The sequence below is a fragment of the Agrobacterium sp. LAD9 genome, from assembly GCF_003031125.1.
Lineage (GTDB): Bacteria > Pseudomonadota > Alphaproteobacteria > Rhizobiales > Rhizobiaceae > Agrobacterium > Agrobacterium radiobacter.
Genome location: NZ_PHGS01000012.1, coordinates 20,062 through 45,067 on the forward strand (window position 1 = coordinate 20,062; position 25,006 = coordinate 45,067).

A 25,006-nucleotide genomic window follows, 5' to 3' on the forward strand; every position below is an offset into this window, starting at 1 on the left:
CCTAAATGGCGTGCTCAAAAGCCTGCGGATGAATTGGAAAAATCGAGGCGAAATCGATGTCACGAGGTTGCCGCGCCGGAACCGAGACAAACAGGTCGGCGAACAAAAACCCCGTCTCTTCACGATCGGCAGTCGCCCACCCGCGGCGGCGCACTCGGTCGATCGTGTGTATTTTCTCCTCCGCGGATATAAATCGACGCTGTCGCAAGCTGACAGCCTGGACATGGTCGGTTCGGTAGCCAAAGCGGGAAAGCATGTCGGAGATCGGCGTGTAGTCGAACATCCGAAGAACGAAACAGGCAATCCATGGGAGCGGTGTTCTCATCGACTGCAGCAAATGCAGAAAGGTCTTTTGGCCGACATACCCAACGCAACCGGTCGATATGATGAGATCGATTGAACCGATCGACGGAACTGCGGTTGAACTGTCCAGCACCTCGTAGTCGCGGTTGATGCCATGGTCCAGCAGGCCGGCTCGAAGCCCATACTCGACGGCTCGTGAAGCTCGATCGAGCCCGATGACCTCTATACCGTCTCGACGTGATTGCTTCTGAAAGAACGCGTGGTCCGCGACAAGCGATTGCTCCCGGGAAAGATCCGGGTGGCGGTCGGCGCGGTAGAAATCGTATAGTTCTTCAAGCGACAGCCGATATTTCAGCAGCGCGGCGAGCACACCGTAGGAGCAGCCGATATCGACAATTCGGCGTGTCTGCCCATCGAGTTTCAGGCGGCTGCGTTCATCCAGCAACGATAGAAAAAACGGGGCTGCTTCACCGGGTATTCCGTAGGAAGCCTCGCGCATGCGCTCGTAATACGCGATCGGCAAATCCCGGTCGTAGACATCGTCAAAATCGGCTTTCTCGCTGTTTTCGGCTGCATAGGCATATTCGCGGTTACGGAGAGCCATCGCTTTCTTCCTTCCCGATCTCGTCAATAACTTAATGAACGATCAAGCTTGAACGCCTGCAATTGGGAGAAGCATATTGAAATCGCCTTGGAAGTCTTGGTTGCATTTCTCAACATGATGTTGAGCTGATTTCATGCTTGCCATGATGGCGGTTTATCCGAATTTTGCGGACGAAATCTCGGGCTGGGAATTACGCCTGGGAGAGAAGGACCCCTGCAAGAGCGAGGAAACCGCCGACAATCTGGAAAGGCGCCAATGGCTCGCCGAGCAGCAGCGATGCGGCGACCAACGTCGTGATCGGAACGACATTCAGGAAAGCGCTCGTTCGCGCGGAGCCGAGGTATCGAACGCCCTGCATCCAGAAAAATGGCGCGAATATCGAAGCGGGAATGCCAACATACAGAATGATCAAGGCACCGTTCGGGCTTATCGCCACCGGTCCCGACAGCAGAAAGCCAGGCAGCAGCAAAACAACGGCAAAGCCAATCTGGGCGTAAAGTGAATGCCAGCGCGAAATGCCTGGCGCGATCCTGCCGACGAGGACACTGTACAGGGCATAGGAGAGGCACGACACCAGGATTAGGAAATCACCGAAATTGACATGGTTTCGAAACAGGCTGGTCATCTCACCTTGGGAGACAAGGACAACGACACCAATGAAGGCAATGATGCAGCCAAGAATTACCTTTGGAGACTGTCTCTTTCGAAAGGCGATCGCCTCGATCATAATCGAAAAAATAGGAATGCTGGCGTTCAGCAGGCCGATATTTGTCGCGGAGGTATAGGGCGCGGCGAAATAGGCAAGCGACTGGTAGGTCACCATGCCAAGGAAAGACAGAACAAGCAGCGTCAGCCAATGCGGAAAAACATCTTTGCGAGCCGCGATAAATGACGGCAGCACGAGCGGACTGAGGATCACAAAGGCGATCAGCCACCGCAAAAAGGCGATCTGGGCCGGTTCAACGACGTTCACCGAAAGCTTGGCTGCGATGGGGCTGCCGGTCCAGATCAATATGGCCAGCGTCGGATAGGCGAGATACCAGTTCTTCATTGGGTTCTATCCGAGCGCCGCAATCTTGATGGCCAGAGTGCCGGCGAACTGGCCGGTGCGGATTGTTTGCGATGCGACGTGGAAAGGCTTGGATAGAGCACACGGGTCACTGGGAGGACAATTCATGTTCTCTTGAGCTGCTCGATGCCATGCCCCGGGTGGCCAAAGCTCAACCAGGTACCCGCCGCTTCACCGTCCTCGGCTGGGACGAGAGGGTATCGAAGCATGTCCAGGCTGCTTCGCGGCGAACACCAGGCGGCCGCCAAATGCTCACCTATGATGTCCCCAGCGCCGATATAGATGGTCGCGGCAGATGTTCGCCAGTCGAATTCAAAATGCATATTCCTGGCGACGATTTCTTTCGTAAGGGGATCGAACTCCTTGACGTCGGACCGGTATTCAGCCCGATACAGGCCGGCAATCCCGTCTCGCGGACCATCAACCGACAAACCGGCGCCAAGGCGACCCTTCAACGTCGGATGATACCACCTGGCCGGCAACCGGCCGAACTGGCCGCTGTCATAGACGACCATGCCCGGATAGTTCTCGCCATCCGGATCGGCGTCGAACGCGGATCGAGCCGCGAAAAAACTCGAACCGACGGCAAAACCCACGCCATGGAATGCCTGCGTTTCTCCAGCGGCCGTTCGAAGGTCCCAATTGATGCGCCAAGCCTCGCCATCCCTGGAGAAGGTGACGAGGCCACGGTATTCCTCTCCAGAGGCTGGTCTGACACCTCTTGCCTCGTACCGGCAGCTCGCCTCTGCTGGAAATTGTTGATTGTCACGCATGTTCGCCCCCCAATGTATCGCGCCGTGTATCAATTTTGTCGTCGCGCCATTTTTCCAGAAGGTCCGCGGAATCGACGACAAGGCCGAGATTGAGAGAGATGATGGCGAGGGCGGCATTCTCCAACTCGTCATTGGTGCCTCTGACCAGGTCGTTCAGAACCAGCACCCGGTAGTTATGATTGCTCGCATCGAAAGCCGCGTTCAACACACAGCAATCGGTGAACCCGCCATTGAGGACGACGATCTCACGGCGGAGGTTGCGCAAGAGGAAATCGAGATCTGTCGGATAGAAAATCGAAAGTCGCTTCTTCGTGCTCACCACCAGATCACTTGGATCGACAGAGGTAACGAACTCAACCCATTCCGATCCCTCTACGGCATGATCAATGCTTCGCTCGGTGACGCCGGCGTAGAACGGCCATGTCCGGCGCCAGGCAGCGCTGATCCCGTTGACGTCATCGATGCCGTTTTTCCGCAAGGTCGTGCGGACGTGGATAACCGGGATATTCAAGGCCCGCGCATCCGAATGGAAGCGATCAATTGGTTCGATGATTTCAAGTGCTCTCGGTGCAGGAGACGGACATTCGCCGGACGGATCGAGATGGCTGCGATGCATGTCAATCGAAATGACGGCGGTGCGATCCGGGGCAAAGTAATCGGCGAATTCCGGCCCGATAATCCTCGGCTTTCCGTAGACGTGAGCTTTCATCAGGACAGCCTATGATAAGAATATGTTACATGAGGATGCTACTTTAAGTTATCGGAACCTACTCGATAATTTCTCGGCCGATTTCCAACGATCGCATCTTCATTCGGAAGCCGATCCGTGCAAAGAAAATAAGTCTCAACCATATCTTGAATCGGATTCAACATGGCAGAGGTCGTTGCGAAGCGCATTCTCCCATCTCTAAGCGCATTGCGGGCTTTCGAGGCTGCGGCGAGATACCGGAATTTCACGTCCGCAGCCCAGGAATTGAATGTTACGACATCCGCCATCAGCCACCAGATCCGGTCACTTGAGGGATGGCTGAATACCCAACTGTTTGTGCGCGATGCACGTCCGCTGAGATTGACGGAAGCCGGCACTCTCTATTTCTACGATGTGACAGGCGCCTTCGAAAGGGTTTCCATCGCAACACGGCGGTTGACCGGAGGAACCGCCCGAGCCACGCTGGCGGTTTCGACCATGCATTCATTCGCGACAAATTGGCTCGTGCCTCGGTTGGCGCGATTCCGCGAGAGGTACGAGTGGCTAGACGTCAGAGTGTCCACCGACGGCCGTTTCGTCGATCTGCGGAAAGAAGATTTCGATTTTGCCATTCGTTACGGTGCCGGTCATTGGCCCGGCACGAACTCCGTTGTTTTGTTTGACGATAAGCGACTGCCGGTGTGCAGTCCAGCGCTGCTCAAAAGGGGACTGGACGGTTTCAGGCTTGAAGAGCAAACCCTTATCCATGATCGATCGAAGCCAGGGTGGGCCGACTGGTTCGCAAATCAAGACCTGGCGCAGTCTGCCGAGCCAAAAAGAGCGCTTTACTTCGACCACACCTACCTTGCAATTCAGGCGGCAATCAACGGAGACGGGGTAGCGATCGTCAGTCGCCCCTTGGTGGCCGACGCAATTGCTGCTGGTCTCCTCGTCGCGCCTTGTGCTGGGTTCCTTTGCGGTGACGGCGCGTACTTTCTCGTCACCGCGACGACGTCTGAAGATGAAGAAAAAGTTCGCGTCTTTCGCGAGTGGCTATTGTCTGAGCGCGTCGCGTCATTGACGGGAGTCACGGGAATTTCTGCAAGTGCCTTTGCATAAGGCAATCAGCGAACACTCTTGCGATACCGGAACGAGCCGAACACGGAGGGCTCTGCCTTCCCGTTCACACTTGGAACGGCTGGACAGGATCATAGCCAAGTTCGAGCACCAGCACTAAAGGTTCCGCTCCATAAGGCGTGGCAACAAGGCTTTAAGCAAGAAGCCAAGGTGCGTCCCGGTTTAGACTGGGGGTGGTTTTTGCGGCTCCCAAGCCTGCGAAGAGTCCCAGATTGCTCCTGGTAAACGGCCCGACGGCAGCCAGCCTCGCTACGCCGCAGACTTCTTTGCATAAAGTGAGTTTCAGCGGCTTAAGAAAGCAACATCCGGCGAACAGTGAACAGTTGGCGCAGAGTGGGCGAGGCAGATTTCTGGTTAGCCCGATTTCTGGGTTTCGGTATTGCAAGAAAGGCGGATTTCGTTATGATTCCGCGAATCAGAATCCAATTCCGGTCGATGACCGATGCAGGTTAATTGTCATGGCTGAGACTGCCGCTCGCGCGAAGAAGAAGAGCTTCATCGAAGACAGCGACAAGGGCGGTTCGCTCAACTTCAAGGTCACCCCGGAATTCAAGAAGGAGTTCAAAGGCTACGCCGTGAGCCAAGGCATCACCATGGTCGAGCTTCTGAAGGAAGGGTTTGCTCTTTCGAAGAAACGGCGCGGCCAGTGACGTATCCCTACATGTCCAAGCATGGCGCAGAGACCAGAGCGCGCAGCGCAGCCGAGACGTTGTTATGACCCTTGACCTCTTCAGCGCTGCAGCTCCAGACCCAAACCATTGGTTCGCTCGGCTCGATGACGAAAACGTTGCCCACGGGATTGACGGGCTGATTCTTGCCGATGGCTATGATCCGACCGGTCGTCCGCCCGAGGAGGTCGCGACCATGGAGAAGGCGCGCTCCTACAAGGCTCACTCTGTTTTCTTCGAAGCCGGCTACAATGGACGCGCGCCGCTTCCGCAAGCGTTCATTTTCGTTTCGAAAGACGGAACTGACGACGACGAATTTGCGGATTTGCACAAGCGCCTTTGGAGCTGGGGCGGCGTCCCGTTGCTTTATCGGCGGACACCCGGCCAGATTCAGTTGTTTCGTTGCGTTCACGATCCGGATTTCATCTCTCCGTCCGGTGAGCAGATTTGCAAGCCATTCCGGTTTCTCGACATAGCATCCCGTATCGCCACGACGGAAGCATGGTGGGACGCCGAACGCATTCGTAACGGTACGCTCTGGGATGACCCCGATGCTTGCCGCCTTATGCTTTCCGCACAAAAGGCCGCTCACCGAAAGTTGGTCGAGGTTGTCCGCGATCTGAACGACGAGCTCACAAGCAAGCGTCTGCTGACGGCAGGCTTGCGGCGCAGGCTGCTAATCCTGTCACTGCTCATAGCTTACCTTGAAGAACGAGGGGTCTTGGGAGCCGATTTCTTTGAACGCTTCGCTCCGGGCGCGAGCCGGTTTTTCGAAGTTTTGCGGAACGGGGCCGCGCTCGTCGAAATGCTGAAGGCGCTAGAGGAGCGGTTCAACGGGCACGTTTTTGCCCTTAAGGCGGACGAGGCTGCCTCTCTGAAGGCAAGCAAGCAGTTGGAACGGTTTGCCGCTCTTGTTGAAGGACATGAGGATGCCGGCGGCCAACTCAGCTTCTGGCGCCTCTATTCGTTCAAAGACCTACCGGTGGAGTTGATCAGCCACATCTACCAACTGTTCGTGACCGATGCCGACAGTTCAGTCTATACGCCACCACCATTGGTGCGCCTCATGCTCGACGAGGCCATGAGCTGGGACCGTATTGACCGCCTGATGGCAAACGGCGAGGTCGTACTTGATCCGGCCTGCGGTTCGGGCGTTTTCCTGGTGGAGGCCTACAAGCGGTTGGTTCTTCATTGGCGCAGCCGGAACGGCTGGAAAAAGCCAGGCGTTGACGAACTTCGTACCCTTCTGGACCGCGTTCACGGAATTGACATTGAGGCTGGCGCGGTCGAACTCGCCGCCTTCAGCCTATGCCTGGCTCTTTGCGACGCACTCGAACCCGAAGAGATCCGCGCGAGCGTAAGGCTTTTTCCAAAACTCGCCGACAGCTCTCTTCATAAGCGGTGCTTTTTTGAAGCGAAGGAGGACGCGCTTATAAAGGCTCCAATTGGTGTGCTGGTTGGAAATCCCCCGTTCGAATCCGCCTTAACCACTCCGGCATCCAAGCGCGCCTACGCGTCATATGTGAAGCAACATGGAAAGCTGGCCGATCAGCAAGTCGCCTATCTCTTCTTACACGAAGCGATGGGGATGATCGCTCCAGGGGGCATCCTCAGCATGGTTCAACCCTCCGGCTTTCTCTACAATCAGCACGCTGGTGATTTTCGCGAGAACTTTTTCAAGAGCTGGAATGTCAGGGAGATTCTTGATTTCGTCTCTGTCCGCGGCCTTTTCAAGAAGGGCGAGGCAGATCCCAAGGTCGTTATCATTGTAGCGTCGTCAGAGCCGGCAAACCCAACGTTGAAGCTCCTTCACGCCGTCTTTCGGCGAAACGGCCGAGCAAATGCGGAGCAGGGTTTTGAGATCGATTATTATGATCTTCACCGCGTGCCCCGCGCGGCCCTTTCGGGCAACAGTGATATTTGGCGGGCAAACCTTCTCGGCGGCGAACGACTTCTCACCTTCCTCCAGCGGCTGCGCAAATACAGAACCCTAGGCACATATGCGACCGAGCGAGGCTGGAATAGCGGAGAAGGATACATTGCTGGACAGAAAGGCATTTCCAGGCCAGCAGATCACATCATCGGGCAGCGTCTGCTCCCAACGAAGGCCCTTTCCGCAAAAGGCCTCGATGCATCAGCACTGTCTGAGGTGCCGGCTGCACCGATCAAGGATCCCAAATCAGAGGCACGCTTTCGTCCTCCGATGCTGCTCGTGAAGGAACACCAAGATCTTTACAACGCGATGTGGGAGGATAGCTATCTCACCTATAAGCACGAAATCGTTGGTTTTGCTGCGCCAAAGACGGACCTGGAGCTTTTGCGCCAGGTGCACGCGTGGATCGCGGCCAATACCCCTGCCCTTCAAGCTTATGTGGCCGGCACGAGTATTCGGCTCTTCACACAACGAGCAACCTCGATAGCAAGCGCCGACATTATGGCCCTTCCCTACCCGGAGGACGGTGCTCTCGACCTGAGTGCCAACGAACAGATACTGATCGAGGACGTCGTGCGCTATGGACGCGATTTCGTCCGCAAGGGGAGCGATTCCGACGTTATGAAGCTCGATGGCGGCCAGGGGCTGTCCGCGTTCGCCGAGAGCTTCACCTCACAGATAAACACTGTCTATCCAAACAAGCCGTTGGTGGCGCTTGGTAGGCAGCGGTGGCCCGGGATCATCTGCCAGCCGTTCGCATTCGGAGACGGCAAGGTCGACTGGAGCGACGCAGGTGAATTGCGGGGCAGGCTTGATAGCCTCCTTCGTGAACAGCGCGGTTCAAGTCTCACCGTTACCCGGATCGCCCGGATTTATGACCGCAACTTCGTGTTTCTGCTCAAACCCGATCGACTGCGCTTTTGGCTCCGCTCGACCGCGCTGCGCGATGCCGATGATGTGCTCGCCGATCTTCGTGCGCAGGGGTTTTAAGTTTTGCTGGCGGATCAAGACGAACCCAAAATCCAAACAGGCGGTCTCGACCAGAACCTCCATCTTCCCGCCGCCTGGCGCCTCGCTCTCCTGGACTTCATCGCAGACGAGTTGCCGAAATGGCGGGATGATCCAAAACGTCCATCGGAGACCGCCGAGACATCGCTGACATCACGCCTTTGTGCGCATATGAACAGCGCGACCAGAAAATCCGGAGGATGGGATTTCCTTCAGTTCCGTGTGGAGGAGCCGGACGAGATCGCCGGCGGTCGTAAAGTCGATCTGGTTGCGGCCCCCAGCGCAGCGACAATCTGGATCGAAGGTCGCGAATACACGCAGTATTCGCCTTTGATCCCTATAGAATGCAAGCGCCTGCCTACACCCACCAGCGTATCTCGCGATGAGCGGGAGTATCTCTACAGCGCACTTTCTTCAACCGGAGGTGTCCAGCGCTTCAAGGCCGGCCATCACGGCGCTTCGCACTCGATCGGTGCGATGATCGGGTATATTCAGTCTCGCGACATCGACTTCTGGGAAAGCAAGCTCGGCGAATGGCTTCAGGATCTGGTGGCAGCACCTGTTGATGGCTGGACCCGTGACGACGGGCTTCGCTTCACGAAGCGCAATTCGGCTGCGGGAATGGCGTTGCTGGAGTCTACCCATCAGCGACAAGGTGGTCTTCCGGAGATACAACTCCATCACCTCTGGATCGACATGGCTGATCTGGGTGTGTGAATGACGCCGAACCGCCCCTCCAAAAAGCACCATTTCGTACCGCAGGCCCAACTCCGCCATTTCGCGGCTGACGACGAACAAAACTATATCTTCGTCTTTGCGAAGGACGCGGGCCATTCGTTCCGGGCCTCCATCCTCAATGCGGGTTCTGAGAACGATTTTAACACGGTCAGCCTCGGTGACGCTAAGTGGAACTTCGAAGATCTGTTTCAGGAGGTCGATACCAATTCGGCCCGCCTTATTGGCGAAATCGTTACACGCCTCTCTCTGGCATGGCTAACGCCCGTCGACCACCTGGCGCTCATCGATCTCTTTGCCACACAGCTTTTGCGAACCCATTTCAGTCGAACCACACCCAAGCGTATAGCCGAAGGAATGCGCGAGGTGATACGACAGGTAGGCTACGATCCGGATCAGGATCCGGACATGGCGATGCCATCTGACGCGGTCCTTAGACTTGGTGCCGTCAAGGCGTTTCTGGATCGCGGCCAGCATGTCGTCGCGCTGGGGCGGCTGGTCCCGGCGCTGTATATGGCGGCAGGCGACCATCGGTTCCTCATTTCCGATCATCCGGTCTCTGTTACAAACGCCTTCCCCTACGGTGGCCTTGGACTGACGTCGCAGGGGATCCTGGTGACATTGCCGATCGCCCCACAGCTTGCGATCACGCTGCATTGTCCGACTATCGTTCACCGCTATGAACTCGCGGAAAGAGCTGACATTGACGACGAGCGCAAGATGCGCATGCTTCGTTACCGCGATGGCCTCAGGTCAGGCGAGCCTATCGCGGTTGACGACGACGCGGTCCGAACCGTGAATTTTCACCAGATCGCTCGATCCGCTCGTTTTCTCTACGCGGCCAAGGACGATTTTGAATTCGCACGCGAGATTGTTCGCGACCATCCTGATTTCAAAAAGGTTGAAAGCCACGTCCAACTTGGCAAGTTGGGGCATGCCCCGCCACCGCGATCCGACATGCCAACCGGCACCCACCTTGTCGTTTTTGGTGTAGCGGATCATTGCATGCTCGCCATCGAAGAAATTGATGACGCTGGTGAAGGGCTAACGGCGCGGACTAGCCAAGGCGAGTTGCTTGCCATGGTCGCGGCTGATCCGGGGATGCTGCGGGTCGAACTTTTTACAGATGGTCACTTCCGGCGCTCCATGGGTGAAGCGATGATCGAGCGTATTGGTGGGCCAAAGGGCGGTTGGTTTCGTGTCGTCCATCGCGATCCAAGCCTGAGAGCTCTAACCGCTCATATTGATGCCGAACGAAAGAGATAGATGCTTCAGTGGAGTCGAGCAAACCAACTGGAAACCCGCGATCCCAACGTTTCTGGATGTTCACAGAGGAATTCAAAAAATGGATATTCCCCATGTCTCTCGTCAGCCACCTGAGATCGGCAGCCGGGTGAAAATCTACTTCGATCGAAAATCCGGGGATCTCATTCTTGAGACACCTGGGGGCAAGCGCAGCAGGGATTTCCTGGGGGTTTGCGTCAGCGACGCGGTTTTCGACACCGAGACCACCGTGAGGGGCAGCACCCGCTGTATCGTGACAGGAACTTTTCTTGCTGTTCCGGGCACACGCGAGAGCCGCGAGATCGAGTCTGAAATTCGCGCGGAGGGGAGATCCCATCTGGAGTTTTATTGGTGGCGAGACAAGGTGTGGCCCCTTCGCAGAGCACGACTGGCTTTCATCGCGAAACCTCACGGCGGCTTTCCCACATCAATGGTCGTTGAAGGCGAAGCTTAACTGGAGTTCGCTCGGTACTCGCCCGTCGCAAGGTTCTTCCAACGGGTTTTAGACGACCTCAACACCGAAACGGAAGGCATAATTTTCGCCTTAGTTAGACATCAATCCCCCAAACGTGGGTCCCTGGCGCCGGGAGGTTGTTGCAAAGCATGTGGTCTCAGCCGCCAGCGAACCAAGGTTCCTTTTGGAGTGCCTTCCGCAGGTTTGTCTTCACAAAATCTGGCGCGCGCCAAACATATGTCGCCGCCATGCTCTTGCCCTCGGACGACAACGATTGCAGGTGAGCAATGGCGTCCGGGATTGAAAAGTCCGTCCCTGTCTCGGCTTTGAAATTGTTAGGTAGACCTGTCCAGACCACCACGTCGAATCCATTCTGGGCGGCCCAGGGACCGATTGCATCTGGAACTTCTGGATCGCAGGCCCGACTGCCGTCAGCAAAATAGAAGCCCATCCGCCGCATGATCGTGCCTTCCCGGCAGCGCAAATCGGCTATGGCGTCATCCGCGTCTTTTCGGGTGCTGACAGAGTAACTAGTTTCACACGGCTCTCCATGGGTGTTGTCGATCACAAGCGTGAGGGCGCCCTTTCGGCTTTCTGAGATGCGAGAAAACTCCAGCTTCAACACCGGACCGCCCCGTAGCCATCCATTATGGTGCATATCAAACTCGGGACGTTGGTCCCAGATGAGCGAGCCCCAACCCAGTATAGCAATCCTCAGTGCTGGCTTTTTTTTCATCCGCGTCCCTTTTCGCTCGAGGTTCTATACGCGACAGTGCAGCAAGAAATTCGTTTTGTCTTACAATTCCTGGAATTGAACGACCTGCGATAGATCGCTTGAACGAAGCCTTCTGCATCCCGTTCCGGCAGAATCGCGAACCCGCACCGCCGGCAGCATGCGATGCTAGCGGAATTGCCGGGCTCTACGTGGCCTTCCAGAACCAGATAGGCTTATCCGTATCTGATTCCGCTGCTCTTGCGCGACCCGCGTTATGCCAGCACAGGCAACAAACATCCCGGCAAGCTCCTCAGTCGCATGCACAGACCTTGCGTAACGCGCCAGCAACTCGGATCATACCCCTGCCGAGCAAAGGCACATTGGCCGAATTGGGAGAGATCACGTTCAGCTTTCGAATCGCTCCAGCATCCTCTTCAGTTGTGCATTTTGCAGCTGAAGCTTGCGCGCCAGTTGGTCCCGCAGCAGCCTGATCTCTTCATCAAGGCGGATCGCATCGTTAGAAACGGCGGAATCGGCTGGAGCAGGTAGCGGAACGGCTTCAATCGTTTCCGCTGTCCTGCCCCGCGTACTACGCTTTCGCGTTGCACCTTCGCCAGCCTGGGAGGGTTTCGGTGCGTCGTGTGCGGCCGTACCGGCGTCATCGAATAAGGCGGGATCAGCCGCCTCCACGGGCCTGGCGCCTTCGATATCTGCCGTGCGCTGATCACCGCTTGCCGATTCTTCGGAATGATCCGTGTCCGCTGACACCGCCTCCGATTGATCATGACGGGCTGGCTTTTCGTCAACCTTGAGATCGGCGTAAAGGCCGTTGTCGGCAGCCGCTTCAGTCGGTTTGGCGATGGCCAATACGTCCGGCTTCACGTCATTGGTCGGGCCGTGTTCTTGCCGCTGCTGACGTCGTGGTGACACCAGCCGAGCAAGAAGTTTCCATGGAGACGCCATTTTATTCGACCTCGTATTTAACCCGCATGCAGGCTGCGATCAAAAGCGTTGGCGGCAGGACCGGCCGCCGCCAAGATGTTCGTCTCGATAAGCATGGTAATGCGGCCAGCGCTTGACCGGCGGCTGTCGATCAACCGAGGTTGAGCCGCTTTCGCAGATCGGCATTTTCAGCACGCAGCTTCTCGGCCAGCAGCTTGCGTAGTCTTTGGTTTTCCTCTTCCAGCTGCAGAAGATCCGCAAACTCGTCAACCGCCGCCACCGACGGAGCGGTCGCTGCCTGCACGGCCTTTGGGGCACGTTTGACTGGCGCACGTTTGGCGCTTGTCGCACCTTCGTCGGACTTTGCCTTGCGTCCTCTCTTCGGCTTGACCGCTGCGGCATTCGAAGCCGCTGCCGGTTGCGCCGAAACTGCGGCTGAGGCCGTTTCAGCGGCCGCCTTTTTGGCGCGAGGCTTGCGCTCCTTCTTCGGTACGTCAGGCGCCGCTACGGCCGGCGTGTCAGCATCAGTCATCGTCTGGTTTTCGTCAGCCATCTTGGTCTCCTGTAAAGCCGATGCAGTTGTCTCCTGCTCAATCGGCAGTGTCAACAACGCCCCCGCCTGCTCATCTCCAGGTAAAGACATCTCGCTGCCGGATTTGCTATCCTGAGCGCCCACCGACAGAAATGGCATTGCCTCGTCCTGCAGATCCTGCGCCACGGACTTGAGATCCGTGTCTCCCCAGATCGAGTTCGGATTGGAATTGAGTTTTCGCCGACCAGATCTGTATTCGACGGCAAAGCTGCGCTGGACTTTTTTCACTTTGAGAGGCCTTGGTGTCTGCGGTGATGTTCCGGCGACGTTTTCGGCATCGCAACTAGCCGTGCAAATAACAACTACCGCGCTGGCGGTCCAGCCCCTAGCGATACCCGGCTCCCGTACACGAGCCAAATTGCCCCTGGTTGTGCCTAAGGTTCGCCCGAGGCGATCGAGCGTGGGCCAGATATCAATCCCCGGAACTGACCACCCAAGATCATATGCTGGCTGATACGGTGGGACGACTGGTCGGCGAAGTCACGCAAGCGCCGGCTCTTCTGGAGGCTGAACCTCGGCTCCAGGGTTTCGCCTTCCAGCCCCCCTTCAATATGAAAAGGGTATAGCTGACACAGTGGCTAAGGTCGTGGTATGCAGGGTGGAGTTTGCCGTAGGCCTTGGCATCATCCTCGCTCACAGTGATCTCTCGGTTTTCCTTCACCGCTTCGCCCCGTTCGTCATCCCGTCGATGCGCGGAAGGCGGTCTGTATCAGCAACCCGACCGTCAGCCATCCTAATCTGTCCCCTGGTCAACGACCGCTGGTTCGGAAACACCGCCGGCAGCGATGCCGTCGCGACATACTCCGGGCCGTTGAAAACGACGGTGCCCCGTGCATTCTCGAAGTCGAGGTCGAAAAACAGGAGATGATGAGCCTTGGTCTCGGTCTGACGGAATGCCGGCCCCGACCCGGTTCCGGTTGCTTTCACCTGGACGGTCCTGCCGTCCGGAGCGTAGCCATCGATTCCCGCGGTTGACCTGGCGTCGACTAGACGCAGCCCGAAAAGCTCGACGGCGATGGCTTCGCCCAGATCTCCGACCAGATTACCGTCCAGAGTGAACTTGAGGCCGACCGACCGGTAATGATCGCGCAGCTTGTTTCGTGCAGCGACGAGGTCGGCGATCGCCGGCGGCAGGTCGAATTCCAGCATGTCAGGAGACACCCATCTTGTTCCACTCCGGCTGGATCATCTCGATCAGCCCAGCCTCTAAGCCGGCTGCCGTGTTAATCGGCAGGCCGTTCCACTCAAGGGCAGGCGGCACAGCAATGTAGATCTCTACGATCGTTCCTGCCGCAGCGTGCTTAGCGATAATGCCATTGATGCGCTTGCTGGTCCGCTGCGTGCTGCCTGGCTTCGAGTAGCTATACATGCGCCGGTGGAAGCCCATTTTCGTCAGACCCACGTACTTGATCACGCCGTCGATGACGAAGACATAGACGCCTGGATCCTTCGGCGCTGGCGCGGACAGTCCAATACCGGCCTCGGCCACCAGCCAAGTACCGAGCAGCGTGAAGCCGGCGTCGACGAGTACCTCGATCGCCGTTTCCTCACGGACCTCCGGAACCGGCTGAGCTGCCGGCACGACGACGATGCCGCGCTGCAGGCCCTGCTCGATGCCCGCGTCGACGGCCACTTTCCTGACGTGCTGATAACGGATATCAAGGAACCGGGCGACGTCGGCGCGGAGGTGCCCCTCAAGCAGCAGGGCACGGATTTTGTCGGCTGTGGTGTCCAGACCAGCGACCACTTCGGACATCGCTCTCATGATCGTCTCGTCTCGCGCTTTATGAAGTCACCAATGTCGCCAGGCGAAAGCGTCTTGTCGCGAAGTCCCTGGGCGATCGCGCCCATGACCCGGCGGAACTCAACACGCTCCGCTTCCGTCCAGGATTTCATGTCCTCACGCATTTCCTCGAGTTCGGCCTGGCGCTCGACCTCGAGCGCGGCGATCTCTTCATTATAATGGCAATCGATCTCGGCGAGTTCGGCTCTACGTCGCGCTGGTGCCTCGGCACGTTCCTGATAGGCCTCGGCCATCACCCGCTTCATGAAGGCTTCATGGGCTTCCAACAGCTTCGGCCAAGGCACCCGTCCGTCGCTGGGCCGCATCCGCTCGACTTCGCTGAGGACTTCCGCTTCGACCGCCCGCAGATTGGCTTCCGCCTCTTCCAGCTCGAGCCGGTTCCGCTCCCTCTTCCGCGACAGATCGTCGAGCTTCTCACGGATACGGCCGGTATTGGTCCGAACTGGATAGCTGTCGACGCCCTGGCCCGGGTAAAACTTGCGGGCGAAGGCCTCAGGGTCTCGAGCGAACTCTTCCCACCGCGCTTGATCCTGGACCGTGTTGAATTCAAGGGATTCAATCCACCCCCTCGCACTCAACACCTTGTCCTGAGCACTGCGGACGCGAGCGGCAAGTCTTTTCGGCAGATCAGGACGTGTAGACAACGCTCAGTCTTTATCGCTTTCGAGTGGAATTTGAGGCAGCTTAAATACGCATTCGATGATTTCATATGGGAAACAATATGCAGACCGTTTTCGCCGCAACAACAGCCATCGCTATTCTGTCCACGGTGCCGTCCATGGCCCAGGAAAAAATCCTGAAATGCGAGCGCTGGCACAACAGCAGGATGGTTGACGGACTGGTTGCCACGATGACCGGCGAGGCGGTGGCGATCCAGACAGAAAAGCTAGTCACCGGCGAGCCGGATTCGCCTCACACTTTCACCGACGAGAGCGTGCTCTACCACAGCCGCACGCCGGCGGACGGTGTCACCCAGGGACTATGGGTCTCGACTGTCGTCATCCAGAACAGGATCACGTCCATCGCTACCGGGAAGGAAATGGAGTTCTCACCCACTGTCTACTATATCGACTGGTCCAACGCTGCAGCCGGGTACACCTACCTGGCGCACGATTCAAAGACGGCCGCGATCGATTTCGATCAGTGCAAGCGGATGGACTAAGCTTCCGCCGCACTTGCAGCCACGTTCTCCCGTCTCCCGCGCACGATGCCCTCCATCAGCCTCGGCTGCGGCGTGGTGCCACCCGCTTCTCGATGAACGGCTACCCGCCAGATACTCCGATTAGGTCTCTGTATCCTCAGGCACCATCGCCTTCTGAAATGACGCCTCAAGTTCATCGTAGGTGGTGGGCCGAGAGAGATTCGAACTGCTTTCTCGAGACAATCCAAATACCACGTAATTTGGTAGCCATGGAGGTCCTTTCCCCCCGCGCCCTCAGTCCGGCGCGTCTGACAGCGGATCGATCTCGCTGCGGTCAATCTCGATGTCGTGTTCATCATCGTCAGGTTCGTCGCCGATTGCGATCGGAATATCGCCTGCGAGCAGCTTCTCCTTGCTGAGCAGACCCGCGTCCTCAAGCGCCTCCATGTCCGGCAGGTCGCGGAGGCGCTCCATCCCGAACTGCTTCAGGAAGGTCTTGGTGGTCACCAGCGTGTAGGGCGCGCCCGGCTGCGGGCTGCGCGGACCGGAGGCAACAAGCTCCTGCGAGCGAAGATGGGAAATCGTATCGCGGCTGACCTCCCTGCCGAAGATTTTCGACAATTCGCCTCGGGTGATAGGTTGGAAATATCCCACTGCCATCAGCACCATCGCCTCGAACTCCGACAGGGCTGCCGCCCCTCCCCGCGTCGGCGCCGAAGAAGCCCGGATCGTCTCGGCGAACCGCGGCCGGGTGCGATGCTGCCAGCCGCCGGCGACCGACACCAGTTCATAGGGCCGGGAACTCAGTTCCTCCCGCAGATCATCGATGAGCAGATCGATGCTGCAGTCCTTGCCAACCACACGAGCCAACGCTTCGCGCGAAACCGGCTCGGCCGAGGCAAAGATCACCGCCTCGACGCGTAGCATCCATTCCCGCCAGCGCAGCTCTGACGGCAGTTCCTCCAGCTCCCGATCAAACAGGACATCGTCGTGGGGAGACCTTTTGGCGTTGCGGCGTGACTGTGTCGTGCTCATATCGGCCGCCTCACAATCCAAATATCCGGAACGAGGGGCGGCCGGAGAGCTCGCGCACCGCCTCAAAACTTTCGAGACGCTCGAACAGCCGGTTCGCCGCCCAGCGCGATAAGCTGCTGCCGGACGCCGAGGCCGGCACGGCGTCCTCGGTCAGTAGTTTCCGGATGACGGGCTCGGCGCCTTTGGTGCGCAACTTCGGTGCAGCTGCCAGCAGCCTTGCGGCGCGGCGGTCGATCTCGGCCGCAGAACGAAGGGCGGCGTCGACGCCATCGGCCAGCGCCAAGCAGATCGCTTTTGGATAGGCCGGCTCGCCCGGTCGAACTCGTCTTCGCCCGCCGATCGTCCGAAAAGCTGGCCCATAGCGTTCGGGCAACAGCAGCGGCACAGATCTTAGCCAGTTCAGCTTCTGCGCCAGTACGGCCTCGGCCAACAAAAGCGCCAGCACTTCGGCATCCGGGCGAACAGCAGAGATCGCCGTAATAAGGTCCGCCACCGCGAAGGGCGCTGCTCGCCCGGACTGATTTGCAGAGTCTACGATATCGGGAATTGAGGCAAGACCGTCGTCCCACCGAAGGTCAAAAAGATCGGCGACCTCTTTGACGAATGAGGTGGTGACCGTTCTGGATCGGCGCGTCAGCAATCGCGTGGCGAAAAACAGCTTTCCGGCAGGGCCGGGATCGTCGCCGGCAGCGGTCAACAGAACCGCGTCGCGGATGGCATTTTCCTCCTCGCTGCGGCCGACCATCCTGGCGGCGACGGCCGCCGATTTGAGGGCGAGGCGATCGCGCCAGCAACCGATCCAGTGCGGATCGGTGCGGATCAGATCGTCAAGTGATTTCAGAGCGATACCGGCGGCGAAGGCGGCGTCCGATTCGCTGACGTCGCGGCCGCGGGGCAGCGTCCAGCGCTGCAGGCGGAGCGAGCAGGCGGGGGCCGTTGGAGCGTAGGGTGCGAGCGAATCCATGCGATGGAGTCTAAATTAGATGCGCGCTTTATGCCAGTATTATCGTGCTAAACCGCACGACATGTCGTAAACATAAAATGTCCGATAATGTTGCATTATCGGACGTATGCTGATAGGTTCCCGAACTATGCAAAATCCCCCGGCCAACACGCCCAAAATCGACGATTCTGCCGACAGCGCCCTCCCCGCCGGCGTCGAGCTCGTGGTGGAAATGGACGCCGCGTCTCGGCCGGCGCGGCTGGAAGCGCTGGTCGAGACCGCAACAGCCTACGCCAACGCCGCCAGTTCGGAAAACACCCGCGACGCCTATGCCAAGGACTGGCGGCATTTTACCACCTGGTGCCGTCGGGAAGGTTTCGAGCCGATGCCGCCGTCGAGCCAGGTGATCGGCCTTTATATCGGCGCCTGTGCGTCAGGCGATCCGAAGCGCAATACCCCTGCCCTCTCGGTCGCGACGATCGAGCGACGCCTCTCCGGGCTCGCCTGGAACTTTACCCAGCGCGGCATACCGATGGACCGGTCCAACCGGCATATTGCCACGGTTCTCGCCGGCATCCGCCGCAAGCACGCCAAGCCGCCGCGGCAGAAGGAGGCGGTGCTCGGCGAAGACATCAAGGCGATGGTCGACACGCTCGGTCATCATCTGCGCGGTCTGCGCGACCGGGCCATCCTGCTCCTGGGCTTTGCTGGCGGCCTGCGGCGGTCCGAGATCGTTGGTCTTGACATCGTCCGGGACGATCACAGCGACGGCCATGGCTGGATCGAGATTTTTCCCAGCCAGGGCGTGCTGGTGACGCTGCGCGGCAAGACCGGCTGGCGCCAGGTCGAGGTCGGCCGCGGCGCCTCCGAACAGACCTGCCCCGTCGTTGCCCTCGAGAGCTGGATCCGTTTTGGCCGCATCGTCAGGGGGCCCCTCTTCCGCCGCATCTTCAAAGACAACAAGACCGTCGACGTCGAGCGGCTTTCCGACAAGCATGTCGCCCGCCTGGTCAAGCAGACTGCGCTCGCCGCCGGCGTCCGTTCCGATCTTCCGGAAGGCGAGCGTGCCCTGCTGTTTGCAGGGCATTCGCTGCGCGCCGGCCTTGCCTCCTCGGCCGAGATCGAGGAACGTTACGTCCAGAAGCAATTGGGCCACGCCTCGGCCGAGATGACCCGCAAATATCAGCGCCGGCGCGACCGCTTCCGCACCAATCTGACAAAAGCGTCAGGGCTTTAGGAGATCCCTCCCCTGCCCCGGTGATGAAACCGTTAGGTCAAAATTGCGGGCTGGATTTTTAGCTTAGCGCTTCAATTGAAATTGGGAAGTAAAAGCCACACTGGGCAGCCGGTAAAATCAAGGCTCGCAGATCGATCGTGCCGATATCATAACGCATTGAAAATAATATCGATGCTTTTTGAAAAGAAAGCAATATCTCCTATTGCTTTCCCTACTGCTTGATCCACATGATGAAGGCATTCACTAGCGATAGTATCAGTATCGATAGTGATAGGTACAGATCGCTTGTACGCATGCCGAGGCAGTTATATGGTACTTAATATAACGGAGGCCCTGATGCCGCAGACCAGCGACAAGATCAGCGAAGCCCGCAAGCATTTCGCCGAGGTGCTCGAACGCGCCAGCCAGGGCGAGGAAATCGTCATCATGCGCGGTAGCCAAGTCTATGCCCGCATCGGACCTGCTGACGGCGGCAAACGCCCGTTCGGTTTGCTTCGTCAGCGTGACCTGCCTGACAATCTGTTCGACGATATCGACTCGGAGCAGGCCGAGATCGATGCCGGCGAATGGAGTGACGATGTCGGCATCTTCCAGGGCAAGCCCGAAGATGGCCGCCAGCCACAATGAAGGTGCTGCTCGACAGCCACGCCGTCTACTGGTGGGCGATCGGGAGCGATCGCCTCTCCGAAACGGCGCGATCGATCATCGAGGACAAGGCCAATACGATCTTTGTGAGCGCCGTGACTTTCTACGAGCTCGACAACAAGATGCGGCTGAGAAAGCTCGATCTCAAGCCACAGGAGTTGCGAGCCGCGGTCACGGCCAGCGGATTGCAGACCCTCGCCATCACCGATCTGCATGCCGAGCTGGCAGCATGCTTCGATTGGGATCACCCCGACCCATGGGATAGACTGCTCGCTGCCCAGACGCGGTGCTGCTGACGTGCCCCCGTTAAATTAGGCCATTTGGAACTGGAGTTTTCCACTTATGATCCCTGATGGGAAGAAGAGGAGAATTCGATGAAGGCCTCGAAGTTTTCGGAAGCGCAAATCGCATTCGTGTTGAAGCAGGCAGAGGATGGCACGCCGATCGGCGAGGTTTGCCGCAAGGCCGGGATTTCCGACGCGACCTTCTACAATTGGCGCAAAAAATATGCGGGGCTGATGCCGTCGGAGATGAAGCGTTTGCGACAGCTCGAAGAAGAGAATGCCAAGCTGAAGCGGATCGTTGCCGACCTATCGTTGGATAAGGCTATGCTGCAAGACGTGCTGTCAAAAAAACTCTGAGGCCTGCCCGCAAGCGCAAGCTTGTCGACACGGTCAAGGCTGATTGGAAGGTCTCAATCCGGCGCGCATGCTCGGTGCTGAAGATCGATCGGTCGCTTTATGTCTACAAGTCTCGGCGCGGCGAGCAGGCCGAACTGAAGCTAAAAATCAAGGACGCCGATAGCCTTGGCGCTCGTCCTCCCCAATCGTGTCTGGCGGATCACGGAAGCAACCATTTCATCACCAAGGCGGTGACCGCAATAGCCAAAGATTCTGACTTCCCACAGTAGGACGCCCGCCCTCCCCTTCTCCAGTGTGGCAGGCACAATCTGTCGTGTAGAACGGTAGATTACGACTTTCCGCATAAACCGCTGTCCGGAAAGAAGATACTAGCAAAGCAGGTGTCGATCAGTTTCCGGAGAAAGGCCGGTGCCGCGCTTTTACATGACGATCCAATTGCCCTGGTTCAAGGACGTCGTCACTTCACGCCGAACCTAAACAACATCGATCGCAACGTCTGGTTTTCCTGGCGAAGTTTCACGATTAGGAGGAACCGCAGTCGGCGGTTCTCCGCGTCAAGCGCTCTGAGTTCATCCTCGTCATCGCCTCGTTGCAATGCGACGGAGAGGGCGTCGACCTTATCGCGCCCGTTCACCGATTTGGGTTTACTTGGCGCCGACAAAGGCTTGACCGCTTTCGCCCGGCGAACACCGCGCCCTTTTGTGCGCTTGGCACTTACCTCGGCCACCGAAATATCCTCGCGAAGCCCATCGGCGAACGCGCCCTGTTCGTCAAGGACGTCCGCAGCAACGTCACCGAGGACCGGGTCGCCGGCTGGTGCCTGTTCTACCAGCGCGGAGGCGGCTTCAACAGCTTGCGTCGTAACCACCGCGGGCAGATGGGGATCGAAAGAGCTTGGCCGAGCCAAAACTCCGTCGTTCTCTATCTGGCGGGCAACGGCCTGCAAATCCAAATTGCCCCAAATGGATGGAGGCGTTGTCCGACTTTGCCGTCGGTTCGTTTTGTATTCCACGACAAACGTGCGTCTTGTTGGTCTCATCATTCATGAACTTTGTATCGCGGCAGCGACGTAGTAGTCCTATCCCGCCGCGTGGCGTCATTTCCAAACCGTAGCTTTGCCTAATTCATTCCGAGGCGCCTGCGCAAGTCTGCGTTTTCCGAGCGAAGTTTATCCGCGAGGAGCTTGCGCAGTCGGCGATTTTCTTCCTCCAGATGAATGAACTCGGCAAATTCGTCATCGGGCGAAGAGGCGCTCAAGCGATCTTCAGCAGGCGCCGCAGCGGCGGCTTTCTTCCACATATAATAGGTCTGATCGGATATAGATGCGGCGAGCACCGCGGTTTTCAGCGTTGCACCGGCAGCCACGGCAGCTTCAACTTGGCTGATCTTCTCGAGCTTCTCCGCCTCACTCAACCCGCGCGCTTTCTGCCTTGCCACCTTAACACTGGCGGCCCCGCTCTTTACCGCGGTCGTTGTCTTTGAGCTCGGGCGCTTACTTTTAACGGCGGTGGCGGCCTGCTCCGCCGCAGGCTTTGTTGCGTCGCCCTCTGGCAGAGCAGGCATTTCTTCGTCAGCCATCATGATCCTCGCAATGATTCTTCTCTTTTTCTGTCAGGCAGCGACAAGAGTCAACGGCTGTCGGGCGCGATGTTAGAGGGAAATGCATGCGGACGGTCCCGATCGTACGCCGACCACACGGCGCGCAGTTTCGGCTCCCCCGCCAACATGGCGCTTGTCGGCTTTGCAAATCGACGATTGGTAAAACTTATTCTTTTCAGACGGTTACCATTGTTTGCAGCTGCAAACTCTTTTTCCACCCTCGCCACCTGTCATTCAGGCTACAATCGAGTCGAATTTACAGCAAGTCGCGCCCTTAGGAATGCGGTCATAGCCGATCGTCGTTGATGTGGGTGTTTTACTGAAGCTCGCCAACTGCTCATGCGCAACCGACCATGCCAAGGCACTTTGGTACCTTCAAATGGCGTGACCTTGGTCCTTTGAGGCGAGGGGGATTTACTCGTCCCTGAACGATCCGTTGGCAACGCAGCGACCCGAACGAAGCGTACCACGGCCGGCGGCGGATGTTTTACCCGGTTCGAGAATCTGAACGAGGGGAACTTGAAGCAAGCGGTATCTGACGAGCATCTCGGACTAAAGCCAAGAGGTCAAACTCCGCGAAAGGACCCGGACGCGAAGGCGTCTCCCAGTCTGGCCAGACTGTGCATGGTGGCACGCCGGTTTGTTACTCACAGACGGCCACGGGTGGGCGGCGCGGACGCGGGCAGCCGTGTGGGCGCAAAGGCTAATCCCATGCTTTGAATGGGGCAGGCCTAAACCAGCCAATCCAGGAACCTTTCAAACGAGGCAAACTAAACAGTTCCGTCCACCCGGCATTACATTTGGAACATCTTTCTCCAGCGATGACGATTCTGTGCCTGCTTGCAAAGTCACAAGACCGGCCGCGATCTTACTGAGGACGTTCTCGCCGTCAACGCTCCGACCTACACCCTTTTTTGGCACATGCGGCGATGTGCCCCTGGCACCTGTGTGTTGCCCGCGGATCGGCTTGGGCACGTCAACTGTACCGCTCGAGGGGACTGCTCCAGCCAACACCCTCGCCAGGGACCCACCTGACGCGGGCGCCTGAGATTACGTTCCCCACGGAACCAGACGGTGGCCGTGAGAGTGACACCTGACAATGCCATCAGCGTTGGGGTCCCGGATTGTTCGGCTTGCGGCGCCGAACGCCGCATATGCATCATCGCTCCGGTCATGCTTGAGGTGTTCGGCTCTAACGTCGCGAAGTCTTGCCAAGCGACAAAGAGCCTCCCCTCATTGAGTGGGTCACACCATAGCGGCGAAGATCAATGCAAGCTCCCGGGACATTACCACCTGAAGATCTGAGTCGCTCGGACTTGCAACGACAAGATTGATGAGCAACTTACTCTTATCGCGAAGTTCGAGCGACGACGGTTGCCTTCCCCGTCATTTCCCCTGCCCCTTGAGCCCGTCGAAAGCCCGCGCGCTGCTGACAACCTGGGAAGGCCGCGGCCGACCTTTGCGATGGCGCTCGTTACTCATTAACTTTGGCACACCGTTCGTGCAAAATGAAGATTCTTACCGATTGATCGATTTGGGCATCGGCGGATTTCGCAAAAGTAGTGCAGGACAATCCGCCAAAGGCCACCGACATGAACAAGTCCTACGATCGTGAGAGCAGCGGTTCCGTCTGTGGGTTCGATCCTTTTGGTGAATGAGCCGCGTTGACTGGTTAGGCGACCTCGCCAAAGACTTTTTGCAAAGCTAAGGAACCAAGCGATCTAGAAAAAGTAGCGATTCACAACCGTTAGGAGCGTTTGCAGCTGCAAACACATCAAGCCGCCATCAGCACACCCTGCGCGTTTGCCTTCAAGAGTGCAAAGATCATCGGCCCAAGCGAGAATTCACCCACTGCGGCTCGTCGCGTCAGATCACGAAGATAACCACCGGCCGACTTGATCGTGCTTATACGTTGCAGAATACAAGCCATCGCAACAGCCGCGTTTTCCGGACCCATGACCTCACATGCCTCTTGATAGGCCGATGGGGTGACCCCTAGCATCGATCGGACAACGACGGCGGCGGACATCAAGTCGCGCCAGCTTCCAATTATGCCGCCCGCCCCATAATCAGTGATGTGAGGGCAAGCTCTCAGCACAATTGCGAGGGGAAAGGCTTTCAAAACATCTTTGGAGCGACCTATTCCTTTTGGCTTTTCTTCCTGTTCTTTTCCAGAGCTTGGTTCAAGTTCAATTATGGATTCGGGATATGAATTCTGTATGTGCTGCTCATTATGGGCGTCATTGGTGCTAATATTTTCGCTTTCTTGTTGGAATTCCAACAGATTAAGCACCTCTTGCTTGAGGAGGGTCATTTCGAGGAGAATGTTTCGAAGGGTAGCTGCCGTGGGATTGCGCGGAATGCGGCTGACGAGCGTCGTGTAGGCTGCTTCAAGCGAGTGCCAATCGCCGTCCGCGCTTTCAGTCATCGCTGCGGCGATGAGCTTTCGGACGTCCCGTCGGCAGATCGTAAGATTCTCCCTGGCCCTGCGCAACGCGGCGCGTTCCGCCACGACCTCTTGGGCTAAAAGTGCGAACTCCTCAGAACGGGCCAGCAGCGGGGAAATGTCGAAACCGAATGCGGTCTCGATCGCTCCAGCTGAATCCTTTCGGGCGTAGCGTTTGCCGTTGGCGCTATCCTTGCGCACGACGAGGCCCGCATCTACCAGAACGGCTATGTGTCTCCGAAGTGTCGAGCTTGGCATCCCGTGGGCTCGCAGGGAGAGCTGCAAGTTGGAAGGGAAAACGATCAGTTGCGCGTCACAGCGCAATTCGTTCTCGGGATAAAAACTCAAAAGAGCATCCAGCACAGCGAGACTATTCGATTGAATACCAAGCATTTCTTTGGCAGCGGACACGTCCCGAAAGACCTTCCACTTCTCCGCGGATTTCCCAGCCTTGATTTCAGCGGATGAGCGCTGCCGCCGAACGAGGGCAATAGATATTCCTCGGCGCCCAAAGGGCGTCGTCACACTATTCGGTTCCATCTTCTTTCACCTATCTAGAGGCAAAAGAAAATTGCTCATCAAAACGATGCCAAAGACTCTTGACGATGAT

General features: G+C 57.7%; 25 protein-coding genes and 1 pseudogene. 11 read left to right on the plus strand and 15 right to left on the minus strand.

From position 1 onward, the window contains the following. Nucleotide 1: 1 nt before the first annotated feature. The 4 genes from DA915_RS13440 to DA915_RS13455 all read right to left on the minus strand — a co-directional run bounded on the left by DA915_RS13440 (nt 2) and on the right by DA915_RS13455 (nt 3,458). Nucleotides 2–907 carry a class I SAM-dependent methyltransferase gene (locus DA915_RS13440; protein WP_107676110.1) on the minus strand — a complete coding sequence of 302 codons (906 nt, stop codon included), beginning with the start codon at nt 905–907 and terminating at the stop codon, nt 2–4. 190 nt (nt 908–1,097) lie between these two features. Beyond that, on the minus strand, nt 1,098–1,958 hold the full coding sequence (locus DA915_RS13445) for a DMT family transporter (protein WP_107676111.1): 861 nt from the start codon (nt 1,956–1,958) through the stop codon (nt 1,098–1,100). A 122-nt stretch (nt 1,959–2,080) separates the two neighbouring features. Beyond that, nucleotides 2,081–2,749 (minus strand): hypothetical protein, encoded by a 669-nt coding sequence (locus DA915_RS13450; protein WP_107676112.1) that lies wholly within the window; start codon nt 2,747–2,749, stop codon nt 2,081–2,083. Then, nucleotides 2,742–3,458: a cysteine hydrolase family protein gene (locus DA915_RS13455; RefSeq protein ID WP_107676113.1), complete on the minus strand. Its 717-nt coding sequence runs from the start codon at nt 3,456–3,458 to the stop codon at nt 2,742–2,744. The genes DA915_RS13450 and DA915_RS13455 overlap by 8 nt, the downstream gene beginning before the upstream one ends. A 162-nt stretch (nt 3,459–3,620) precedes the next feature. On the opposite strand from DA915_RS13455, the gene gcvA reads away from it, so the two are divergent. The 6 genes from gcvA (at nt 3,621) to DA915_RS13485 (ending at nt 10,656) form a co-directional block, all read left to right on the plus strand. After that, a complete protein-coding gene (gene gcvA, locus DA915_RS13460; protein ID WP_107676114.1) occupies nt 3,621–4,556 on the plus strand; it encodes a transcriptional regulator GcvA in 936 nt (311 codons plus the stop codon). 476 nt (nt 4,557–5,032) lie between these two features. Then, nucleotides 5,033–5,224 (plus strand): hypothetical protein, encoded by a 192-nt coding sequence (locus DA915_RS13465; RefSeq protein WP_107676115.1) that lies wholly within the window; start codon nt 5,033–5,035, stop codon nt 5,222–5,224. Between the two features lie 64 nt (nt 5,225–5,288). Beyond that, nucleotides 5,289–8,165, plus strand: a complete 2,877-nt coding sequence (locus DA915_RS13470; RefSeq protein ID WP_107676116.1) for a class I SAM-dependent DNA methyltransferase — start codon at nt 5,289–5,291, stop codon at nt 8,163–8,165. 3 nt (nt 8,166–8,168) lie between these two features. Next, nucleotides 8,169–8,900, plus strand: a complete 732-nt coding sequence (locus DA915_RS13475) for a hypothetical protein (RefSeq protein ID WP_107676117.1) — start codon at nt 8,169–8,171, stop codon at nt 8,898–8,900. Continuing rightward, nucleotides 8,901–10,184: a DUF4238 domain-containing protein gene (locus DA915_RS13480; RefSeq protein ID WP_107676118.1), complete on the plus strand. Its 1,284-nt coding sequence runs from the start codon at nt 8,901–8,903 to the stop codon at nt 10,182–10,184. A 79-nt stretch (nt 10,185–10,263) separates the two neighbouring features. After that, complete coding sequence (locus DA915_RS13485) at nt 10,264–10,656, plus strand: hypothetical protein (protein ID WP_107676159.1); 393 nt, start codon at nt 10,264–10,266, stop codon at nt 10,654–10,656. A 157-nt stretch (nt 10,657–10,813) separates the two neighbouring features. On the opposite strand, the gene DA915_RS13490 is transcribed toward DA915_RS13485, so the two are convergent. The 6 genes from DA915_RS13490 to DA915_RS13515 all read right to left on the minus strand — a co-directional run bounded on the left by DA915_RS13490 (nt 10,814) and on the right by DA915_RS13515 (nt 15,353). Further along, nucleotides 10,814–11,392: a hypothetical protein gene (locus DA915_RS13490; RefSeq protein WP_107676119.1), complete on the minus strand. Its 579-nt coding sequence runs from the start codon at nt 11,390–11,392 to the stop codon at nt 10,814–10,816. Between the two features lie 384 nt (nt 11,393–11,776). Then, on the minus strand, nt 11,777–12,334 hold the full coding sequence (locus DA915_RS13495) for a hypothetical protein (protein ID WP_107676120.1): 558 nt from the start codon (nt 12,332–12,334) through the stop codon (nt 11,777–11,779). A 130-nt stretch (nt 12,335–12,464) separates the two neighbouring features. Then, nucleotides 12,465–13,133 (minus strand): transcriptional regulator, encoded by a 669-nt coding sequence (locus DA915_RS13500; RefSeq protein WP_107676121.1) that lies wholly within the window; start codon nt 13,131–13,133, stop codon nt 12,465–12,467. Between the two features lie 429 nt (nt 13,134–13,562). Beyond that, complete coding sequence (locus DA915_RS13505; protein WP_107676122.1) at nt 13,563–14,054, minus strand: hypothetical protein; 492 nt, start codon at nt 14,052–14,054, stop codon at nt 13,563–13,565. Between the two features lies 1 nt (nt 14,055). Continuing rightward, nucleotides 14,056–14,670, minus strand: a complete 615-nt coding sequence (locus DA915_RS13510) for a GIY-YIG nuclease family protein (protein ID WP_153064545.1) — start codon at nt 14,668–14,670, stop codon at nt 14,056–14,058. Beyond that, a complete protein-coding gene (locus DA915_RS13515) occupies nt 14,667–15,353 on the minus strand; it encodes a hypothetical protein (RefSeq protein ID WP_153064546.1) in 687 nt (228 codons plus the stop codon). Before DA915_RS13515 ends, DA915_RS13510 begins: the two co-directional genes overlap by 4 nt. Before the next feature lie 77 nt (nt 15,354–15,430). On the opposite strand from DA915_RS13515, the gene DA915_RS13520 reads away from it, so the two are divergent. Beyond that, nucleotides 15,431–15,871: a hypothetical protein gene (locus DA915_RS13520; RefSeq protein WP_107676125.1), complete on the plus strand. Its 441-nt coding sequence runs from the start codon at nt 15,431–15,433 to the stop codon at nt 15,869–15,871. 273 nt (nt 15,872–16,144) lie between these two features. On the opposite strand, the gene DA915_RS13525 is transcribed toward DA915_RS13520, so the two are convergent. Both DA915_RS13525 and DA915_RS13530 read right to left on the minus strand, forming a co-directional pair. Continuing rightward, on the minus strand, nt 16,145–16,885 hold the full coding sequence (locus DA915_RS13525) for an SMC-Scp complex subunit ScpB (protein WP_107676126.1): 741 nt from the start codon (nt 16,883–16,885) through the stop codon (nt 16,145–16,147). Nucleotides 16,886–16,895: 10 nt separating this feature from the next. After that, nucleotides 16,896–17,849 (minus strand): DUF1403 family protein, encoded by a 954-nt coding sequence (locus DA915_RS13530; RefSeq protein WP_107676127.1) that lies wholly within the window; start codon nt 17,847–17,849, stop codon nt 16,896–16,898. Nucleotides 17,850–17,976: 127 nt separating this feature from the next. Between DA915_RS13530 and DA915_RS13535 the strand changes: the two genes are divergently transcribed. The 4 genes and pseudogenes from DA915_RS13535 to DA915_RS13550 form a co-directional block, all read left to right on the plus strand. Beyond that, complete coding sequence (locus tag DA915_RS13535; RefSeq protein ID WP_107676128.1) at nt 17,977–19,065, plus strand: tyrosine-type recombinase/integrase; 1,089 nt, start codon at nt 17,977–17,979, stop codon at nt 19,063–19,065. A gap of 336 nt (nt 19,066–19,401) precedes the next feature. Beyond that, nucleotides 19,402–19,692: a type II toxin-antitoxin system Phd/YefM family antitoxin gene (locus DA915_RS13540; protein WP_107676129.1), complete on the plus strand. Its 291-nt coding sequence runs from the start codon at nt 19,402–19,404 to the stop codon at nt 19,690–19,692. Next, nucleotides 19,689–20,006 (plus strand): PIN domain-containing protein, encoded by a 318-nt coding sequence (locus DA915_RS13545; protein WP_107676130.1) that lies wholly within the window; start codon nt 19,689–19,691, stop codon nt 20,004–20,006. Before DA915_RS13540 ends, DA915_RS13545 begins: the two co-directional genes overlap by 4 nt. Before the next feature lie 78 nt (nt 20,007–20,084). Then, nucleotides 20,085–20,506: pseudogene (locus tag DA915_RS13550) on the plus strand (transposase); the annotation flags it as partial. 302 nt (nt 20,507–20,808) lie between these two features. Here the strand turns inward: DA915_RS13550 and DA915_RS13555 are convergent. The 3 genes from DA915_RS13555 to repC form a co-directional block, all read right to left on the minus strand. Then, nucleotides 20,809–21,303: a hypothetical protein gene (locus DA915_RS13555; protein ID WP_107676131.1), complete on the minus strand. Its 495-nt coding sequence runs from the start codon at nt 21,301–21,303 to the stop codon at nt 20,809–20,811. A gap of 167 nt (nt 21,304–21,470) precedes the next feature. After that, entirely contained in the window at nt 21,471–21,929 is a 459-nt protein-coding gene (locus DA915_RS13560) for a transposase (protein ID WP_107676160.1), read from the minus strand. Between the two features lie 1,795 nt (nt 21,930–23,724). After that, the gene (repC, locus tag DA915_RS13565) at nt 23,725–24,936 is read right to left on the minus strand and encodes a plasmid replication protein RepC (RefSeq protein WP_107676132.1); all 1,212 of its coding nucleotides are present in this window, start codon (nt 24,934–24,936) and stop codon (nt 23,725–23,727) included. Nucleotides 24,937–25,006 lie beyond the last annotated feature (70 nt).

What these genes read in the sequence shown, in the direction of transcription:
- DA915_RS13440 (WP_107676110.1), bottom strand. Translation starts at nt 907, where the DNA reads ATGGCTCTCCGTAACCGCGAATATGCCTATGCAGCCGAAAACAGCGAG.
- DA915_RS13445 (WP_107676111.1), bottom strand. Translation starts at nt 1,958, where the DNA reads ATGAAGAACTGGTATCTCGCCTATCCGACGCTGGCCATATTGATCTGG.
- DA915_RS13450 (WP_107676112.1), bottom strand. Translation starts at nt 2,749, where the DNA reads ATGCGTGACAATCAACAATTTCCAGCAGAGGCGAGCTGCCGGTACGAG.
- DA915_RS13455 (WP_107676113.1), bottom strand. Translation starts at nt 3,458, where the DNA reads ATGAAAGCTCACGTCTACGGAAAGCCGAGGATTATCGGGCCGGAATTC.
- gcvA (WP_107676114.1), top strand. Translation starts at nt 3,621, where the DNA reads ATGGCAGAGGTCGTTGCGAAGCGCATTCTCCCATCTCTAAGCGCATTG.
- DA915_RS13465 (WP_107676115.1), top strand. Translation starts at nt 5,033, where the DNA reads ATGGCTGAGACTGCCGCTCGCGCGAAGAAGAAGAGCTTCATCGAAGAC.
- DA915_RS13470 (WP_107676116.1), top strand. Translation starts at nt 5,289, where the DNA reads ATGACCCTTGACCTCTTCAGCGCTGCAGCTCCAGACCCAAACCATTGG.
- DA915_RS13480 (WP_107676118.1), top strand. Translation starts at nt 8,901, where the DNA reads ATGACGCCGAACCGCCCCTCCAAAAAGCACCATTTCGTACCGCAGGCC.
- DA915_RS13485 (WP_107676159.1), top strand. Translation starts at nt 10,264, where the DNA reads ATGGATATTCCCCATGTCTCTCGTCAGCCACCTGAGATCGGCAGCCGG.
- DA915_RS13490 (WP_107676119.1), bottom strand. Translation starts at nt 11,392, where the DNA reads ATGAAAAAAAAGCCAGCACTGAGGATTGCTATACTGGGTTGGGGCTCG.
- DA915_RS13495 (WP_107676120.1), bottom strand. Translation starts at nt 12,334, where the DNA reads ATGGCGTCTCCATGGAAACTTCTTGCTCGGCTGGTGTCACCACGACGT.
- DA915_RS13505 (WP_107676122.1), bottom strand. Translation starts at nt 14,054, where the DNA reads ATGCTGGAATTCGACCTGCCGCCGGCGATCGCCGACCTCGTCGCTGCA.
- DA915_RS13510 (WP_153064545.1), bottom strand. Translation starts at nt 14,670, where the DNA reads ATGAGAGCGATGTCCGAAGTGGTCGCTGGTCTGGACACCACAGCCGAC.
- DA915_RS13520 (WP_107676125.1), top strand. Translation starts at nt 15,431, where the DNA reads ATGCAGACCGTTTTCGCCGCAACAACAGCCATCGCTATTCTGTCCACG.
- DA915_RS13525 (WP_107676126.1), bottom strand. Translation starts at nt 16,885, where the DNA reads ATGAGCACGACACAGTCACGCCGCAACGCCAAAAGGTCTCCCCACGAC.
- DA915_RS13530 (WP_107676127.1), bottom strand. Translation starts at nt 17,849, where the DNA reads ATGGATTCGCTCGCACCCTACGCTCCAACGGCCCCCGCCTGCTCGCTC.
- DA915_RS13535 (WP_107676128.1), top strand. Translation starts at nt 17,977, where the DNA reads ATGCAAAATCCCCCGGCCAACACGCCCAAAATCGACGATTCTGCCGAC.
- DA915_RS13540 (WP_107676129.1), top strand. Translation starts at nt 19,402, where the DNA reads ATGCCGCAGACCAGCGACAAGATCAGCGAAGCCCGCAAGCATTTCGCC.
- DA915_RS13545 (WP_107676130.1), top strand. Translation starts at nt 19,689, where the DNA reads ATGAAGGTGCTGCTCGACAGCCACGCCGTCTACTGGTGGGCGATCGGG.
- DA915_RS13560 (WP_107676160.1), bottom strand. Translation starts at nt 21,929, where the DNA reads ATGGCTGACGAAGAAATGCCTGCTCTGCCAGAGGGCGACGCAACAAAG.
- repC (WP_107676132.1), bottom strand. Translation starts at nt 24,936, where the DNA reads ATGGAACCGAATAGTGTGACGACGCCCTTTGGGCGCCGAGGAATATCT.